The sequence below is a fragment of the Pantoea sp. GM_Pan_3 genome, from assembly GCF_026541045.1.
Taxonomy (GTDB): domain Bacteria; phylum Pseudomonadota; class Gammaproteobacteria; order Enterobacterales; family Enterobacteriaceae; genus Pantoea; species Pantoea anthophila.
In genome coordinates, this window is sequence record NZ_JALNVA010000003.1 from 128,191 (window position 1) to 144,271 (window position 16,081).

General features: G+C 58.3%; 15 protein-coding genes. 4 read left to right on the forward strand and 11 right to left on the reverse strand.

Going from position 1 to position 16,081, the window contains the following annotated elements; genetic code table 11:
• Window positions 1-20: 20 nt before the first annotated feature.
• From recJ to xerD, 3 genes are read right to left on the reverse strand one after another with little or no spacing between them, the layout of a single operon-like run.
• Window positions 21-1,757, reverse strand: coding sequence for a single-stranded-DNA-specific exonuclease RecJ (gene recJ, locus OXR04_RS11055; RefSeq protein WP_267370039.1), 1,737 nt, complete (start codon window positions 1,755-1,757; stop codon window positions 21-23).
• Between the two features lie 3 nt (window positions 1,758-1,760).
• Window positions 1,761-2,474 (reverse strand): bifunctional protein-disulfide isomerase/oxidoreductase DsbC, encoded by a 714-nt coding sequence (dsbC, locus tag OXR04_RS11060; protein ID WP_009087068.1) that lies wholly within the window; start codon window positions 2,472-2,474, stop codon window positions 1,761-1,763.
• 21 nt (window positions 2,475-2,495) lie between these two features.
• The gene (gene xerD / locus OXR04_RS11065) at window positions 2,496-3,389 is read right to left on the reverse strand and encodes a site-specific tyrosine recombinase XerD (protein ID WP_009087070.1); all 894 of its coding nucleotides are present in this window, start codon (window positions 3,387-3,389) and stop codon (window positions 2,496-2,498) included.
• A gap of 102 nt (window positions 3,390-3,491) precedes the next feature.
• Between xerD and fldB the strand changes: the two genes are divergently transcribed.
• Window positions 3,492-4,010: a flavodoxin FldB gene (fldB, locus tag OXR04_RS11070; RefSeq protein WP_046102492.1), complete on the forward strand. Its 519-nt coding sequence runs from the start codon at window positions 3,492-3,494 to the stop codon at window positions 4,008-4,010.
• Window positions 4,011-4,120: 110 nt separating this feature from the next.
• On the opposite strand, the gene OXR04_RS11075 is transcribed toward fldB, so the two are convergent.
• Together OXR04_RS11075 and sdhE are read right to left on the reverse strand one after the other, a co-directional pair.
• On the reverse strand, window positions 4,121-4,531 hold the full coding sequence (locus tag OXR04_RS11075) for a protein YgfX (RefSeq protein WP_267370036.1): 411 nt from the start codon (window positions 4,529-4,531) through the stop codon (window positions 4,121-4,123).
• Window positions 4,506-4,772 carry an FAD assembly factor SdhE gene (sdhE, locus tag OXR04_RS11080; RefSeq protein ID WP_009087078.1) on the reverse strand — a complete coding sequence of 89 codons (267 nt, stop codon included), beginning with the start codon at window positions 4,770-4,772 and terminating at the stop codon, window positions 4,506-4,508. The genes OXR04_RS11075 and sdhE overlap by 26 nt, the downstream gene beginning before the upstream one ends.
• Window positions 4,773-4,998: 226 nt before the next feature.
• Here sdhE and ygfZ point away from each other — a divergent pair, with 226 nt between their 5' ends.
• Entirely contained in the window at window positions 4,999-5,985 is a 987-nt protein-coding gene (ygfZ, locus tag OXR04_RS11085) for a tRNA-modifying protein YgfZ (protein WP_009087079.1), read from the forward strand.
• A 47-nt stretch (window positions 5,986-6,032) separates the two neighbouring features.
• On the opposite strand, the gene OXR04_RS11090 is transcribed toward ygfZ, so the two are convergent.
• Window positions 6,033-6,698, reverse strand: a complete 666-nt coding sequence (locus OXR04_RS11090) for a hemolysin III family protein (RefSeq protein ID WP_267370033.1) — start codon at window positions 6,696-6,698, stop codon at window positions 6,033-6,035.
• Window positions 6,699-6,866: 168 nt separating this feature from the next.
• Between OXR04_RS11090 and OXR04_RS11095 the strand changes: the two genes are divergently transcribed.
• Together OXR04_RS11095 and OXR04_RS11100 are read left to right on the forward strand one after the other, a co-directional pair.
• Window positions 6,867-7,586 (forward strand): MurR/RpiR family transcriptional regulator, encoded by a 720-nt coding sequence (locus OXR04_RS11095; protein ID WP_009087083.1) that lies wholly within the window; start codon window positions 6,867-6,869, stop codon window positions 7,584-7,586.
• A gap of 115 nt (window positions 7,587-7,701) precedes the next feature.
• Window positions 7,702-9,141 carry a 6-phospho-beta-glucosidase gene (locus OXR04_RS11100; protein ID WP_058958029.1) on the forward strand — a complete coding sequence of 480 codons (1,440 nt, stop codon included), beginning with the start codon at window positions 7,702-7,704 and terminating at the stop codon, window positions 9,139-9,141.
• Window positions 9,142-9,171: 30 nt separating this feature from the next.
• Here OXR04_RS11100 and OXR04_RS11105 read toward each other — a convergent pair whose 3' ends face one another.
• The 5 genes from OXR04_RS11105 to ubiI form a co-directional block, all read right to left on the reverse strand.
• Window positions 9,172-9,915, reverse strand: coding sequence for an SDR family oxidoreductase (locus tag OXR04_RS11105; RefSeq protein WP_267370031.1), 744 nt, complete (start codon window positions 9,913-9,915; stop codon window positions 9,172-9,174).
• A 63-nt stretch (window positions 9,916-9,978) separates the two neighbouring features.
• Window positions 9,979-12,852, reverse strand: a complete 2,874-nt coding sequence (gcvP, locus tag OXR04_RS11110; protein WP_267370030.1) for an aminomethyl-transferring glycine dehydrogenase — start codon at window positions 12,850-12,852, stop codon at window positions 9,979-9,981.
• Between the two features lie 79 nt (window positions 12,853-12,931).
• On the reverse strand, window positions 12,932-13,318 hold the full coding sequence (gene gcvH, locus OXR04_RS11115) for a glycine cleavage system protein GcvH (RefSeq protein ID WP_009087090.1): 387 nt from the start codon (window positions 13,316-13,318) through the stop codon (window positions 12,932-12,934).
• Window positions 13,319-13,341: 23 nt separating this feature from the next.
• Window positions 13,342-14,439 carry a glycine cleavage system aminomethyltransferase GcvT gene (gene gcvT, locus OXR04_RS11120; protein WP_267370028.1) on the reverse strand — a complete coding sequence of 366 codons (1,098 nt, stop codon included), beginning with the start codon at window positions 14,437-14,439 and terminating at the stop codon, window positions 13,342-13,344.
• Window positions 14,440-14,871: 432 nt separating this feature from the next.
• Window positions 14,872-16,074: an FAD-dependent 2-octaprenylphenol hydroxylase gene (gene ubiI, locus OXR04_RS11125; RefSeq protein ID WP_058958034.1), complete on the reverse strand. Its 1,203-nt coding sequence runs from the start codon at window positions 16,072-16,074 to the stop codon at window positions 14,872-14,874.
• Window positions 16,075-16,081 lie beyond the last annotated feature (7 nt).

Here is a 16,081-nt window from a genome sequence, read left to right on the forward strand (position 1 = left end):
AGGCGCAAACCTGACAGAACCTAGTTCAGCGGCCAGAGATGGTCGATGATCAGCTGTACCGAGCGGTTACCGCGATACTCGTTGATATCCAGCTTATAAGCCAGTTCGACCTGACGCACGCTGCTGTCGGGCCACAGTGTGGTATCGACATTAAAGGCGATACCGTCGATCAGCGGACCGCCGTCGAGCGGTTCGACCATTACTTTCAGATGCCGCTCGCCCACCAGCCGCTGTTGCAGCAGCTTAAACCGGCCGTCGAAGGCCGGTTCCGGGAACGCCTGGCCCCAGGGGCCCGCCTCACGCAGCATCTCAGCCGTCTGCAGCGAAAAATCCTGCGGTTGCAGCGCACCGTCAGACCAGATGATGCCCTGCAGCGATTCGCCGTCCAGCCACTCACCGACCAGGTAGGCAAAGCGCTGACGAAACTCCTCGTAGCGGTCCGTTTCCAGCGATAAGCCTGCCGCCATCGCGTGGCCACCAAACTTCAGCATCAGGCCGGGGTTCAGGGTATCCAGCCGCTCCAGCGCATCACGCAGATGCAGACCGGCAATCGAACGTCCCGAGCCTTTCAGCGTGCCATCGCCCGCGGGGGCGAAGGCAATGACCGGACGATGAAAACGCTCTTTCAGTCGTGAGGCCAGAATGCCGACGACGCCCTGATGCCACTCGGGATGATAGAAGGCCAGTCCCAGCGGCAGATCGCGCTGCTCACGCTCCAGCGCCTGACACAGCGCCAGCGCCTCGCTCTGCATGCCCTGCTCGATCTCTTTTCGCGTCTGGTTGAGTGCGTCCAGCTCACTGGCTAACATCCGCGCCTGACTCAGGTCATCAGTCATCAGCAGCGCCACGCCCACCGACATGTCGTCGAGCCGCCCCGCGGCATTAAGCCGTGGCCCCAGCGCAAAACCGAGATCGCTGGCCGCCAGCTGACGCGCATCGCGATTCGCAATCTCCAGCAGCGCCCGGATGCCTGGCCGGCATTTTCCGGCCCGGATACGGCTCAGCCCCTGCCATACCAGAATACGGTTGTTAACGTCGAGCGGCACCACATCGGCGACCGTGCCGAGCGCCACCAGGTCCAGCATCCCGGCCAGATTTGGCTCAGCGCGGGTAACGCCGAACCAGCCCTGGGTGCGCAGATGGGCGCGCAGCGCCAGCATCAGATAGAACGCAACGCCAACGCCCGCCAGCGCCCGTGAAGGAAAGTCGCAATCGGGCAGGTTAGGATTCACGATCGCCTCAGCGGCCGGTAAGGTCTCGCCCGGCAGGTGATGGTCGGTGATCAGCACCGGAATGCCGTGCTGATGCGCGTACTCCACCCCGGCGTGGGAGGAGATGCCGTTATCGACCGTCAGGATCATGGCGGCGCCCCGTGCACGCGCCTGCTCTACCACTTCCGGGCTGAGGCCATACCCATCTTCAAAGCGATTCGGCACCAGATACTGCACGTTATTGCCGCCCATACTGCGCAGCGCCATCACCGTCAGCGCGGTACTGGTCGCGCCATCGGCATCAAAGTCGCCGACCACCATGATACGACGGCCATCCAGCAGCGCCTGATGCAGCAGCGCAACGGCGCTCTCAATCCCGCTTAAGGACTGAAACGGCAGCAGATTTTTTGCACCGCGCTCCAGCTCTGCGGCATCGCGCACACCGCGGTGCAGATAGAGTCGCTTCAGCAGCGGCGGCAGGGTCGCCGGCAGCGCATCGTCTACCGTCACCTCACGGCGACGGAGTTCCACATCCTGTTTTACCACCGATTAACCACCACGCTTCTGATTGTCCAGCACCTGCTTCAGCTCCTGCGGCGTCTGATAACCGGGGATCATCATGCCGCTGTCGGTGAGCATGGCCGGGGTGCCCTGAATGCCGAACAGCACGCCCAGTTTGTAGTGCTGAGCAATATCAATTTTGCAGCTGTCGGGCGCAGCCATCTTCGGCGCATTGCCTTTCATAGCCTCGTCAAAGGCTTTGTTGCGGTCGGCGCTGCACCAGATCGCTTTCATCGCCGGTGCGATCTGACCATTCAGCCCTTCCCGCGGAAACGCCAGGTAGCGCACGGTGATACCCAGTGCGTTGTAGTCCGCCATCTGCTCGTGCAGCTTGTGACAGTAGCCGCAGGTAATGTCGGTAAAGACGGTCACGACATGCTGCTCTTTAGGCGCTTTGTAGACGATCATCTCCGGCACCAGCGCCTCGACCTTTTTGTCGAGCAGCTTATTGGTGACGTTAACCGGCTGAGTGCCGCTGACGTCATACAGCGGACCCTGAATCATATGTTTACCGTCGTCGGTCACGTAGAGCACGCCGCTCTCTGACAGCACGGTTTTGAACCCTGGCAGCGGGGACGGGCTGATCTCTGTCTGATTCAGCCCGAGCTTTTTCAGGGATTGCTGGATAGCGCTGTCATCGGCCTGAGCAAGACCGGAAAAAGCGCTGGCTAACAGGGCCAGCATGGCAAAATGCTTGTTCATCGTTGTCCTTATGGCCGCGGTTCAGGCTCGCGGATGGTGTTGTTGATGCAACTGACGCAGGCGCTCGGTGGCGACATGCGTATAAATTTGCGTAGTGGAGAGATCGCTGTGCCCCAGCAACATCTGTACGACACGCAAATCAGCGCCGTGGTTCAGCAGATGCGTGGCAAAGGCATGGCGCATCACATGGGGTGATAACTTTTCGGCGTCGATGCCCGCCAGCGTGGCGTAATGCTTAATACGATGCCAGAAGGTCTGGCGCGTCATCTGCTGCGCCCGATTACTGGGAAACATTACGTCCAGCGTCTGACCATTAAGCAGCCACGGGCGACCATGTTCCATATATTGCTCCAGCCAGTAAACCGCTTCTTCACCTAATGGCACCAGCCGCTCTTTATCGCCTTTACCGATTACCCGGACGACGCCCTGACGCAGGCTGATGTCGCTGAGCGTCAGCCCCGTCAGTTCGGAGACGCGCAGGCCGGTGGCATAGAGCAGCTCCAGCATCGCCTTATCGCGCAGCTCCAGTGGGATATCGGTATTGGGTGCCTGCAACAGCCGCTCGACCTGCGCCTCAGTGAGATCTTTCGGCAGTCGCTGTGGCAGTTTGGGTGCCGAGAGCAGCGCACTGGGATCGTCGGGGCGCACTTTTTCACGGTACAGATACTGGAACAGGCGACGCATGGCGCTGAGCAGCCGCGCTGAGCTGGTCGCCTTGTAGCCTCCTTCCAGCCGTTCAGCCAGAAACTGCTGCAGATCGGCTGGCGTTACGCTGAGCAGCGTCAGCTGGTGATGCGCCAGCCAGCCGGTCAGCGTCTGGAGATCCTGGCGATAGGAGGAGAGCGTGTTCTGCGCCAGATTGCGCTCAATCCAGAGCGCATCAAGAAACTGTTCTGTCAGTTCGCTGTCCTGCACGTTATCTCCGCCGTCTGGTGTAAAATCATGCTCATTATGCCTGATTCAGCAGCGCTTCTGGTACAATTGCGCCAAAGTCAGTATTTACAGAGTGTTATCTGCATGAAAATCGGTCTGTTTTACGGTTCCAGTACCTGTTACACCGAAATCGTGGCGGAGAAAATTCGCGATTTCATCGGCGACGAGCTGGTCACGCTGCATAACGTTAAGGATGATGACCCGCGCCTGATGGAGCAGTACGATTTGCTGATCATGGGCATCCCCACCTGGGATTTTGGTGAGTTGCAGGAGGACTGGGAGGCGATCTGGACGCAGCTGCCCGCGCTGAATCTGCAGAATAAGATTGTGGCGCTGTATGGTATGGGCGATCAGATTGGCTACGGTGAATGGTTTCTGGATGCGCTCGGCATGCTGCACGATTTGCTGCAGCCGATGGGGGTACGTTTCGTAGGCTACTGGCCGCTGGAGGGCTATGAGTTCACCAGTCCCCGACCGCTCACTGCCGATGGCACACAGTTTGTCGGTCTGGCGCTGGATGACGTGAATCAGTTTGAGGTGACGGATGAGCGCGTTGAGCAGTGGTGCGAGCAGGTGTTAACCGAGACTGCCGGACTGCTGTAACCCTCTTCAGCCGTTGCGGCCGCCAGCCACATACGGAGACGGCGCGGAATGCCCGGCAGAACCTGACCGGCCGCGGGTCAGTCGACATGCGCGCTTATGCCTCTTCGCCGTTAATGTCGCGCCCTGCTGAAGCAGCAGGCGCGCAACGCCCGCCATTCGTCAGGCTGCATAGCGTCCTGCATCAGCCACCAGCGCAGCCTGTCACCCTCTTCGCTCTTCGCCACCAGCAGCACGCCCGCTGGTAACCAGCGCAGTGGCTGAGTGGGACGCCAGCGTTTTCCCTGCCAGATCCAGCAATGGACACTTTCCCGCTCCAGCGTCCCGCGCCGCAGCCTCAGCCGCCGGCAGACACGACCGCCCTCCGCCAGCAACAGCAGGATCATTCCGCCCCGCATCAGCCCTCCACCCACGGGCAGCGCCATCAGCAGCACGCCCGAGACGGCAGCCACCAGCCAGACGCACAGCACCCCGCACGCCAGCCGGGAGGGCCGCAGCTTACATTGCCACCGGGCCGCGCTCATGGTTGCGCTGCTGGATGAGATTGACCATCCGCTTAAGCTCAGGATCCTTTGGCTCGCCGTGATTCATCAGCCAGTTGAACAGATCGGGATCGTCACTCTTCAGCAGCGCGACAAAGACCTGCTTATCGGTGTCGCTCAGCGTGTCATACTCAAATTTGAAGAACGGCATAATCGCCACATCCAGTTCCAGCATGCCGCGACGGCAGGCCCACTGAATACGTGATTTATCATTAATATCCATGCATCAGTTTCCACAGTTCACAACGTGGCGCCTAGTGTAACCTGGTTTACTACGGCTCGCAGGCGCTGCGTCGCATGCTGTGCAACCTGCCACATTTCAGGCGGCCTCTTTGCAGGGTTATCACGCCTTTTGTGCGCCGTTTTCCGTAAACAGGTTGCATTGCCAGGCGGCTCTTTTAACATTGAAGACATTGTTCCGGATGAACCTTCTTACACAGGATATCTCCATGCCCACTTTTACTTTACCGCCGCGCCAGCCTGCCGCGTCGTCCCGTCTGCCGTTAACCCTGATGTCACTGGACAGCTGGGCACTGGTTTCGATTACCGGTGCGGACAGCACTGCCTACCTGCAGGGTCAGTTAACGCTGGATGTCGCGGCGCTGGATGCCGATCATCACTCCCCCGCCGCGCACTGCGACGCCAAAGGCAAAATGTGGAGCAATCTGCGTCTGTTTCATCGCGGTGAAGGGTATGCCTACCTGATCCGGCGCGAGCTGCGCGACACCCAGCTGGCCGAGCTGAAGAAATATGCGGTGTTTTCAAAAGTCACCATGACGCCCGACGATGAAGCACTTCTGCTGGGTGTGGCTGGTTTCCAGGCGCGTGCTGCCCTGGCTAACCTGTTTGAGGCGTTGCCTGACAGCGAGAAGCCGGTGGTGCATCAGGGTGAAACTACCCTGCTGTGGTTTGCGCATCCGGCCGAACGTTTTCTGATTGTGACATCACCGGCCCAGGCCGACGTGCTGAAGCAGAAACTCAGCGAGGATGCACAGTTCAACGACAGCCAGCAGTGGCTGGCGCTGGATATCGAAGCCGGTATTCCGGTGATCGTTCCCGCCACCAGCGTGCAGTTTATTCCGCAGGCCACCAACCTGCAGGCGCTGGATGCCATCAGCTTTAAAAAAGGGTGCTATGCCGGACAGGAGATGGTGGCCCGGGCGAAATATCGCGGTGCTAACAAACGCGCCCTTTACTGGCTGGCGGGTAAGGCAAGCCATCTGCCTGAAGCCAACGCGCCGCTGGAGCTGCAGATGGGTGAGCGCTGGCGTCGTACCGGCAGCGTGCTGGCGGCTGTGCAGCTGGATGATGGCACCAGCTGGATTCAGGTGGTGCTGAACAACGATCTGGAGCCGGACAGCGTGCTGCGGGTTGAAGGCGATGAAGGTGGCCATCTGACGGTGCAGCCCCTGCCCTATTCGCTGGATGAGAGCTGAGTCATCCTCTGGCCCTGACGTCACGTCAGGGCCAGATTCGCGAAGCGTCAGCGTACATAGAAGTAGATGGCGCAGAAATGACAGAGTGAGCCGCCCAGTACGAATCCATGCCAGATGGCATGATTGTAGGGAATGCGGCGTGCCACATAGAAAATCACCCCCAGCGAGTAGATTATCCCGCCTGCAGCCAGCAGCCAGATACAGGCTGGCGGCATAATCATGGCCAGCTGATAAACCACGATCAGCGACAGCCACCCCATACAGAGATAGGTCACCAGCGACAGCACTTTAAAGCGATGGGCAATGGTAAGCTTAAACAGAATACCGGCCAGCGCCAGCCCCCAGATTACCGCCATTAATCCATACGCCAGCGGCGTCCTGAGTCCCACCAGCAGAAACGGCGTATAGGTTCCGGCGATCAGCAGATAGATCGCGCAGTGGTCAAACGTTTTCAGCCAGGGCCGGACCGGGCCATCGGGAATGGCGTGATAGAGCGTCGAGGCCAGAAACAGCAGGATCATACTGCCGCCATAAAGGCTGTAGCTGACAAAGGTCAGGGTATCCGCCTGGCGTTCGATGGCCTGATGAAGCATCAGCACCAGGCCAGCGATGCCTGACAGACAGCCCAGACCATGACTGATACTGTTGGCAATTTCTTCGCCGAACCAGTCGTCCGTTGCGGGTCGTGGTTTGTGAGAAAGTGTGGGGGTCATAAGTGTGTCCTGAACAGCGTAATCGCAGTGATAATATTCTCCAGCCGGGTTGATAACGATTTCAGTGTACACCTGTACGCTAAAATTATCTTATGAAATTCTGTAACCGTTAAACCGGCTGCTGAATCTGATAAACTGACCCCAGGTCAACCGTTCAACGAGTCATCCATGTTTTCGCACCGCGATCTCGCCCGTCTTAACGATCTGGAAATGCAGGTCTATCAGTTCATCATTAAACATCGTGAAGGCGTCAGTTATATGACCATCCGCGAACTGGCTGAGCAGGCGGGGGTCTCCACAACCACCGTGCTGCGCTTCTGCCGTAAGATGCACTGTGAAGGCTGGTCAGAATTTCGCATTCGTCTGCGCTTAGCCGAACAGCAGCATACGCCTCAGCTGAATACCGCCGGGGTGAGCGAGATGCTGAGTTTCTTTAACAGCATTAACAATCCGGCGTTTGAACAGCTCATCGCTCAGGCCGCACAGAAAATTGCTCAGGCTGAGCAGGTTTTCTTTATTGGCGTCGGCACATCAGGCAGCCTGGCGAAATATGGCGCCCGCTTTTTCTCTAACCTCGGTAAATTCAGCCACGCAATTGATGATCCCTATTATCCGATCAGTCCCGACCTCTATCAGAACGCGATTGCGATTATTTTATCCGTCTCCGGTGAAACCGAAGAGATCCTGCGTATTGCCAGCCAGTTCAGCCTGAACAAGTGCAGAATCATTGCGATAACGAATACGGAGAGCAGCTCGCTGGCGAAAATCGGCGATTTTACCCTCTGCTACCATGTGCCGATTATTCGTCTGGCTGACAATACGGATATTACGACACAGGTACCGGTAACCTATATTATTGAGGCGATCGGCCGCCAGCTGCGAAAATAAAACAGCCTGTTTTTCACAGGTAACAAACGCCATTTCTCGCGCGGTGTTATATCGTGACTTTGATTATTGCCTTGCTACACTCATCGCAATTTCTTTATCCGGAACGGAGTGAAACATGAGTGCAGAATTGCAGTTACCCAAAGACTTTCTCTGGGGTGGCGCGGTGGCAGCGCATCAGGTTGAAGGTGGCTGGGATCAGGGCGGCAAAGGAGTCAGCATTGCAGACGTGCTGACCGGCGGCTCACATGGTGTTGATCGGGTCATCACCGATGGCGTGCAGCCCGGCCATTTCTATCCGAACCATCAGGGCGTGGAGTTCTACTCTCACTATAAAGAGGATGTCGCGCTGTTTGCCGAGATGGGCTTCAGATGTTTCCGCACCTCCATTGCCTGGACCCGCATCTTCCCGAACGGGGATGAGCAGCAGCCCAACGAAGCGGGCCTGCAATTCTATGACGACCTGTTTGATGAACTGCTGAAGTATGGCATTGAACCCGTCATCACCCTCTCTCACTTCGAAATGCCTTATCACCTGGTTAAAGAGTATGGCGGCTGGCATAACCGTAAAGTGGTCGACTTCTTTGTGCGCTTCAGTGAAGTGGTGCTGAAGCGCTATAAAAACAAAGTGAAATACTGGATGACCTTCAACGAGATCAACAACCAGCGCAACTGGCGTTATCCGCTGTTTGGATACTGCTGCTCAGGGGTGATCTTCACTGAACATGAGAAGCCTGAAGAGGCGATGTATCAGGTGATGCATCATCAGTTTGTTGCCAGCGCAAAAGTGGTGAAACTCGGGCACGACATCAATCCGGACTTTCAGATTGGCTGCATGATCGCCATGGTGCCGGTCTACCCGTTCTCCTGCCATCCGGATGATGTGGCCCTGGCGCAGGAAGCGATGCATCAGCGCTACGTGTTCAGTGATGTGCAGATGCGCGGATACTATCCGGCCTATACCCTGAAAGAGTGGGCACGCAAAGGGTATGACATTCAGATGGACGCTGACGATGCCGAAACGCTGCGTCAGGGCTGCGCAGACTACGTTGGCTTCAGCTACTATATGAGCAACGCCGTGAAGACCGATGCCAGCGGCGTTGACGATCCGATTACCGGCTTTGAAGGCGTAGTGAAAAACCCGCATGTGAAAGCCTCCGACTGGGGCTGGCAGATCGATCCGGTTGGCCTGCGCTATGCCCTGAACGACCTTTATGAACGTTATCAGAAGCCGCTGTTTATTGTGGAAAATGGGTTTGGCGCGATCGATAAGCCGGGTGCCGACGGGATGATTAACGATGATTACCGCATCGACTATCTGCGCGCGCACATCGAAGAGATGAAGAAAGCCGTCAGCTATGATGGCGTCGAGTTAATGGGCTACACCCCGTGGGGCTGCCTGGACTGCGTCTCGTTCACCACCGGACAGTACGACAAGCGTTACGGCTTTATTCATGTGAATAAAAACGATGATGGCAGCGGCGACTTTTCCCGTGCGAAGAAGAAGAGCTTCGGCTGGTATCAGCAGGTTATCGCCAGCAACGGCGAAAACCTCTGACGCGCCCCGCCGCCGCGGAGGCGAAACGCCTCAGCGCCCACCGGCAGCGTCAATGATGCTGCCGGTCACGTATGAGGCCGCTTCACTGGCCAGCCAGACGATCGCTTCCGCAACCTCCTCCGCTTCTCCGCCACGTCCCATCGGAATCGCACTGGCAAGCCGGTCTACTCTGCCCGGCTCGCCGCCGTCAGCATGCATCTCTGTATAGATGAAGCCCGGCCGGACACAGTTTACCCGGATGCCCTGCTGCGCCACTTCCAGCGACAATCCTCTGGTCAGGGTATCCATCGCCCCTTTTGAAGCGGCGTAATCGACATATTCACCCGGTGCACCGGTGCGGGACGCCGCCGATGAAACGTTCACGATCGCCCCGCCCTGGCCGCCATGATGGGTACCCATCCGCTTAACCGCCTCCCGGCAGCAGAGAAAGGTGCCGATAACATTGGTGGCAAACACTTTTTGCAGACGCGCCGCATCCAGCTGTTCGGTGCGGCACTGCTGAAACAGAATACCGGCGTTGTTCACCAGCAGCACCAGCGGTTCCGCCTGCTGATCGAGCTGCGCAAACATCGCCTTCACCGCCTCTTCATCCGCAATATCAGCCTGAATCGCAAAGGCTTCCCCGCCCTGCTGCCGGATTTGGCTGACCACCTCCTGCGCTTCTGCCTCGCGCTGGCGATAGTTCACCGCGACCCGATAACCGCGAGCGGCCAGCAGTCGCGACGTTGCCCGTCCGATGCCGCGGCTGCCTCCCGTAACCAGTGCCAGTTTCATACTGTTTCTCCATAAAAAAGGGCCGGAAACCGGCCCCTGGGGATGAGATTCTGCTGCCGCGATTTACTGATAGTCGCTGATCGGTACGCAGGAGCAGAACAGATTGCGGTCGCCAAAGACATCGTCAAGACGCTTAACCGTCGGCCAGTACTTGTTGTGGCTGCCCGCCGGAAAGACCGCCAGTTCACGGCTGTAAGGGTGAGACCACTCACCGACAATTTCCAGCTGGGTGTGCGGTGCATTCACCAGCGGGTTATCGTCCAGCGGCCATTCACCGGCCGCCACCCGGTCAATCTCGATGCGGATCGCCAGCATCGCATCAATAAAGCGATCCAGTTCGATTTTACTCTCCGACTCGGTTGGCTCCACCATCAGGGTGCCCGCGACCGGGAAGGACATGGTCGGCGCGTGGAAGCCGTAATCGATCAGGCGCTTGGCAATATCCAGCTCGCTGATGCCGGTCTGCTCTTTCAGCGGACGAATGTCGAGAATACATTCGTGCGCCACGCGGCCGTCGCGGCCGGTATAGAGCACCGGATAGGCGGACTGCAGGCGGCTGGCGATGTAGTTAGCATTGAGGATAGCGACCGAGCTGGCCTGTTTCAGTCCCTCGGCTCCCATCATGCGAATGTACATCCAGCTGATAGGCAGGATGGAGGCGCTGCCAAACGGTGCAGCGGAAACCGCGCCCTGCTGCGTCAGCACACCGTCAATCTGCACCACGCTGTGACCCGGCACAAACGGAGCCAGATGCGCCTTGACGCCAATCGGTCCCATACCCGGACCGCCACCGCCGTGCGGGATGCAGAAGGTTTTGTGCAGATTGAGATGCGACACATCCGCGCCGATATATCCCGGCGTGGTGATGCCGACCTGCGCATTCATGTTTGCGCCATCCAGGTAGACCTGACCACCATACTGATGAACAATCTGGCACACTTCGCGGATGGTCTCTTCGTAGACGCCATGGGTAGAGGGATAAGTCACCATGATGCAGGAGAGTTTATCACCTGCCTGAGCGGCTTTTTCGCGCAGGTCACCCAGATCGATGTTGCCCTGTTTATCACAGGCCACCACCACCACATCCATACCCGCCATCTGAGCAGAGGCCGGGTTAGTGCCGTGGGCCGAGCTGGGGATCAGGCAGAGATGGCGATCCCCCTCGCCGCGACTTTCATGATAGCGGCGGATCGCCAGCAGTCCGGCGTACTCCCCCTGCGCCCCGGAGTTAGGCTGCATACAGAGCGCATCATAGCCGGTGAGTTGCACCAGCCACTGTGAAAGCTGACCGATCATCTGCAGATAACCGGCGGCCTGTTCAGCCGGGCAGAAAGGATGCAGCTCAGCAAACTCCGGCCAGGTGATCGGGATCATCTCCGCCGCGGCATTGAGCTTCATCGTGCAGGAGCCGAGCGGGATCATCGCCTGGTTCAGCGCCAGATCTTTTTTCTCCAGGCTGTGCATGTAGCGCATCATCTCAGTTTCGCTGTGATGACGGTTGAAGACCGGATGAGTCAGAATGTCGCTCTGGCGCAGCAGACCGGCTGGAATAGCGTGGCCTTCGCTGGCGACTTCGCTGTCGAGTTTGTCCAGGTCCGGACGCTGATCGTCACCCAGCAGAATAGCGAACAGCGTCAGAATATCTTCGCGGCAGGTGGTTTCATCCAGCGTGATGCCGACCGCGTTGTGAATATCGCTGCGCAGGTTAACGCCAAAGCTCAGGGCGCGGTTCAGCACGGCGGCTTTATCCGCCACCTCGACCGTCAGCGTATCGAACCAGTGCTGATAGCGCAGCGTCAGGCCGCCCTGCTGCAGGCCGGCTGCCAGAATCGTGGTGAAGCGGTGAATGCGTGAGGCGATACGTTTAAGTCCGGCCGGGCCGTGGAACACCGCGTAGAGACCGGCAATGTTGGCCAGCAGCACCTGTGAAGTACAGATGTTGGAGTTGGCCTTTTCGCGGCGGATATGCTGCTCGCGGGTCTGCATCGCCATGCGCAGCGCCGTGTTGCCTGCGGCATCGCGCGAGACACCAATGATGCGGCCCGGCATAGAGCGTTTATGCTCGTCACGGCTGGCGAAGAACGCCGCGTGAGGCCCGCCGTAACCCATGGGTACGCCGAAGCGCTGAGCCGAACCAAACACGATGTCCGCGCCCTGCTTACCAGGCGCTTCCAGCAGGACTAACGACATAAAGTCGGCGGCCACGCTGACGACCACTTTGCGCGCTTTAAGTGCGGCAATCAGAGCGCGGTAGTCGTGCGCTTCACCGGTGGTGCCCACCTGTTGCAGCAGCACGCCAAACAGATCGTCATGCTCAGGCGCTTTCTCTGCACGGTCGATAATCAGTTCAAAGCCGAACGTTTCTGCACGGGTTCGCACCACATCCAGCGTCTGCGGATGAATATCATCGGCAATGAAAAATTTATTCGCGTTTTTGAGCTTGCTGACGCGTTTTGCCATCGCCATCGCTTCGGCGGCGGCGGTCGCTTCATCCAGCAGTGAGGCGGAGGCGATATCCATGCCGGTGAGATCCAGCGTCAGCTGCTGGAAGTTCAGCAGTGCTTCCAGACGGCCCTGCGACACCTCAGGCTGATAAGGGGTGTAAGCGGTGTACCAGCCGGGATTCTCCAGCATGTTACGCAGGATCACCGGCGGGGTGATCACCGCACTGTATCCCATGCCGATCCAGGATTTGTAACGCAGATTCTGGCTGGCGATGGCTTTCAGTTCCGCCAGCGCCTGCTGTTCAGTGGCGGCTTCGCCTACCGCAGGCGGGCCTGGCAGTTGAATGTCGGCAGGCACAATGGTGCCGATTAACGCGTCCAGCGAACGGGCACCAATCGCGTCAAGCATCTGCGCCTGCTGCTCAGGTGAAGGACCGATATGGCGCTCAATAAAGGCACCGTTGTGTTCAAGCTGGCTGAGAGTCTGAGTCATTAGCAGTAAATCCTGAATCGGGCTGGGGAACCGGGGATCAAACAGAAGTCAGCGGCCTCTGCAGGAGGCCGCCTGACGATTACTCGTCGATGGAAGCTTTATAGGCATCCGCATCCAGCAGCGAGTCAAGTTCGGACGCGTCGCTGGCTTTCATTTTGAATAACCAGCCGCCGGCATAAGGCTCGCTGTTAACCTGCTCCGGTGAGTCGGTCAGCGCGTCGTTGACCGCCACAATTTCACCGCTGAGGGGCGCATAAATATCTGAAGCCGCTTTAACGGATTCCGCTACCGCACACTCTTCACCGGCTGCGAACGTCGCGCCCACTTCCGGCAGATCGACAAACACCATGTCGCCCAGTAACTCCTGCGCATGTTCAGTAATCCCCACGGTGTAGCTGCCATCCTCTTCTTTGCGCACCCATTCGTGGCTGTCGCGGTATTTCAACGTATTCGGCACATTGCTCATTGGCCATTTCTCCTGAATAAAATTTACTGAGCGACCGGCTTACCGGCGCGGACAAAAATGGGACGGGTGACCTGTACCGGCATCTGGCGGTTACGGATCTCAACGATGGCTGCGCTGCCGACGGAAGCGGGGACGCGCGCCAGGGCGATGCTGTAACCCAGGGTCGGTGAGAAAGAACCGCTGGTAATGATCCCTTCCTGCTGCTGTCCCTGCTCATCCGTGAAACGCACCGGCTGCCCGTGACGCAGCACCCCTTTTTCCGTCATGATCAGTCCCACCAGCTTTTCCGTTCCGCGTTCACGCTGAAGCTCCAGGGCTTCCCGGCCGATGAAATCGCGGTCTGCTGGCTCCCAGCAGACGGTCCAGCCCATGTTGGCGGCCAGCGGTGAGACACCTTCATCCATCTCCTGACCATAGAGGTTCATCCCCGCTTCCAGACGCAGGGTGTCGCGCGCGCCCAGTCCGGCCGGTTTCACCCCTGCAGCCAGCAGGCGCTGCCAGAACCCCGCCGCCTCGCCTGCGGGCAGCGCAATCTCATATCCCGCTTCGCCGGTGTAACCCGTTGTAGCGATAAACAGATCGCCCGCCTGTACGCCGAAAAAGGGCTTCATGCCTGCGACGGCCTGACGCTGCTCTTCGCTGAACAGCGTCTGCGCTTTCTGCTGTGCCTGCGGACCCTGCACGGCAATCAGCGCCAGATCATCGCGTTCGGTCAGCGTAATGCCGTAGTTCTGCGCGTGCTGCGCTATCCAGGCGAGATCTTTCTCACGGGTCGCGGAGTTCACGACCAGGCGGAAGAACGTCTCGCTCATAAAGTAAACAATTAAATCGTCAATGACGCCACCCGAGGCATTGAGCATCCCGGTGTAGAGCGCCTTGCCGGGCTGGGTCAGTTTTGCCACATCGTTCGCCAGCAGGTAGCGCAGAAACTCGCGGGTACGCGGACCGGTCAGATCGACAATGGTCATGTGGGAGACATCAAACATGCCGGCGTCACTGCGCACGACATGATGTTCATCCATCTGGGAGCCGTAGTGTAAAGGCATCATCCAGCCATGAAAGTCCACCATGCGGGCACCGCAGGCCTGATGCTGTTCAAACAGAGGTGTTTGCTGAGTCATAACCATCCTGTGCAGAAGCGAATGAGTACAAAAGCGCGCCGTCATACTGTGCCGACGCAAACGTTCTCCTGAGGCTGACGTTACCACCGAATCTGGCGATTAACCATAAGCAAATCGGGGTCGAAAGCAGAGGCACAGACTAACCAGGAATCGGAGGCGACAGGATAATAAACTGCATTTTTGTGATTAATCGCGCAATAAATGCAGGCTATTTAAATATACGCAGCAAATTTATGCGGCACGGCGTCCAGGTTGTTAAAAAGATCCCGCCTTCCGCGCGCTTCCGGATAAAAAAAAGTAATGCGAAATCTCACGCAAAATTAGAATAAATCAAACGAGGAACCCTGCTGGTGCAGCGTTGCCTTTTTGTGGTGCAGAGGGGTTTGAGAAATAAAAAAAGCCAGCAGAAGCTGGCTTAGCAGAGCGGCAGATTCAGCGAAGCCAGGCGGGCAAATCGGTCAGGCCCATCGCCTGTTTCAGCATCATCGGTTTGACGCCCGGTAAACGGTCCGCCAGCTTCAGACCGACATCACGCAGCAGTTTTTTCGCCGGGTTGTTGCCTGCAAACATTTCGCGGAAGCCCTGCATGCCCGCCAGCATCATGGCGGCGCTGTGTTTACGGCTGCGCTCATAGCGGCGCAGATAGAGGTGCTGACCGATATCTTTGCCCTGCTGATGGAGACGCCGGATCTCTCCGATCAGCTCTGCGGCGTCCATGAAGCCCAGGTTAACCCCCTGTCCTGCCAGCGGATGGATGGTGTGAGCCGCATCCCCGACCAGCGCCAGACGGTGCGCCGCGAAGTTGCGGGCGTAGCGCGCCACCAGCGGAAACGTTTTGCGCTCGCTTTCCAGCTGGCAGAGGCCGAGGCGCATATCAAACGCCACGGAGAGCTGCTGGTTGAACAGCGCGTCCGGCATGGTTTCCAGGCGGCTGGCTTCCTGAGGCGACAGCGACCAGACGATAGAGCTGAGGTGTGGGTCCTGCATCGGCAGGAACGCCAGTATGCCGTCGCCGTGGAAAACCTGACGCGCCACCGCGTCGTGAGGTTGTTCGGTGCGAACGTTAGCCACTAACGCGTGGTGGTCGTAATCCCAGAAGGTCAGTGGAATATCCGCTTTGTTGCGCAGCCAGGAGTTTGCGCCATCAGCAGCAATCATTAAGCGCGCGCTTAGCATGCTGCCATCCTGCAACGTGATAAAGGCTTCGTTGTCACCAAATGCCACCTGCTGCAACTGCGAGGGCGCCATCAGCGTGACGTCACTGCAGGTGCTGGCACGTTGCCAGAGCGCGCTCTGGATCACCGGATTCTCGATGATGTGGCCAAGATGCGACAGGCCCTGCTGCTCATCATCAAACGCGATGGCTCCAAAACTGTCCTTCTCCCACACTTCCATACCGTGATAGGGACTGGCGCGCAGGGAAAGGATTGTCGACCAGACATCCAGCTTCTGCAGCAGACGCTCACTGGCGGCATTAATTGCCGAAACACGGACGGAGGGTGACGCACTCAGCGCCAGGGGCGGCTCCGGCGATTTTTCCAGTACGGCGATGCGCAGTCCACTGCCCTGCAAGCCGCAGGCAACAGCCAGCCCCACCATTCCGCCACCGGCAATCACCACATCAAAAGTTTGCATCTGAGCC

Bases quoted from the DNA above. Each gene is read 5' to 3' on its own strand.
- dsbC (WP_009087068.1), bottom strand. From the start codon at position 2,474: ATGAACAAGCATTTTGCCATGCTGGCCCTGTTAGCCAGCGCTTTTTCC.
- fldB (WP_046102492.1), top strand. From the start codon at position 3,492: ATGAAAATCGGTCTGTTTTACGGTTCCAGTACCTGTTACACCGAAATC.
- OXR04_RS11075 (WP_267370036.1), bottom strand. From the start codon at position 4,531: ATGAGCGCGGCCCGGTGGCAATGTAAGCTGCGGCCCTCCCGGCTGGCG.
- sdhE (WP_009087078.1), bottom strand. From the start codon at position 4,772: ATGGATATTAATGATAAATCACGTATTCAGTGGGCCTGCCGTCGCGGC.
- ygfZ (WP_009087079.1), top strand. From the start codon at position 4,999: ATGCCCACTTTTACTTTACCGCCGCGCCAGCCTGCCGCGTCGTCCCGT.
- OXR04_RS11090 (WP_267370033.1), bottom strand. From the start codon at position 6,698: ATGACCCCCACACTTTCTCACAAACCACGACCCGCAACGGACGACTGG.
- OXR04_RS11095 (WP_009087083.1), top strand. From the start codon at position 6,867: ATGTTTTCGCACCGCGATCTCGCCCGTCTTAACGATCTGGAAATGCAG.
- OXR04_RS11100 (WP_058958029.1), top strand. From the start codon at position 7,702: ATGAGTGCAGAATTGCAGTTACCCAAAGACTTTCTCTGGGGTGGCGCG.
- OXR04_RS11105 (WP_267370031.1), bottom strand. From the start codon at position 9,915: ATGAAACTGGCACTGGTTACGGGAGGCAGCCGCGGCATCGGACGGGCA.
- gcvP (WP_267370030.1), bottom strand. From the start codon at position 12,852: ATGACTCAGACTCTCAGCCAGCTTGAACACAACGGTGCCTTTATTGAG.
- gcvH (WP_009087090.1), bottom strand. From the start codon at position 13,318: ATGAGCAATGTGCCGAATACGTTGAAATACCGCGACAGCCACGAATGG.
- gcvT (WP_267370028.1), bottom strand. From the start codon at position 14,439: ATGACTCAGCAAACACCTCTGTTTGAACAGCATCAGGCCTGCGGTGCC.
- ubiI (WP_058958034.1), bottom strand. From the start codon at position 16,074: ATGCAAACTTTTGATGTGGTGATTGCCGGTGGCGGAATGGTGGGGCTG.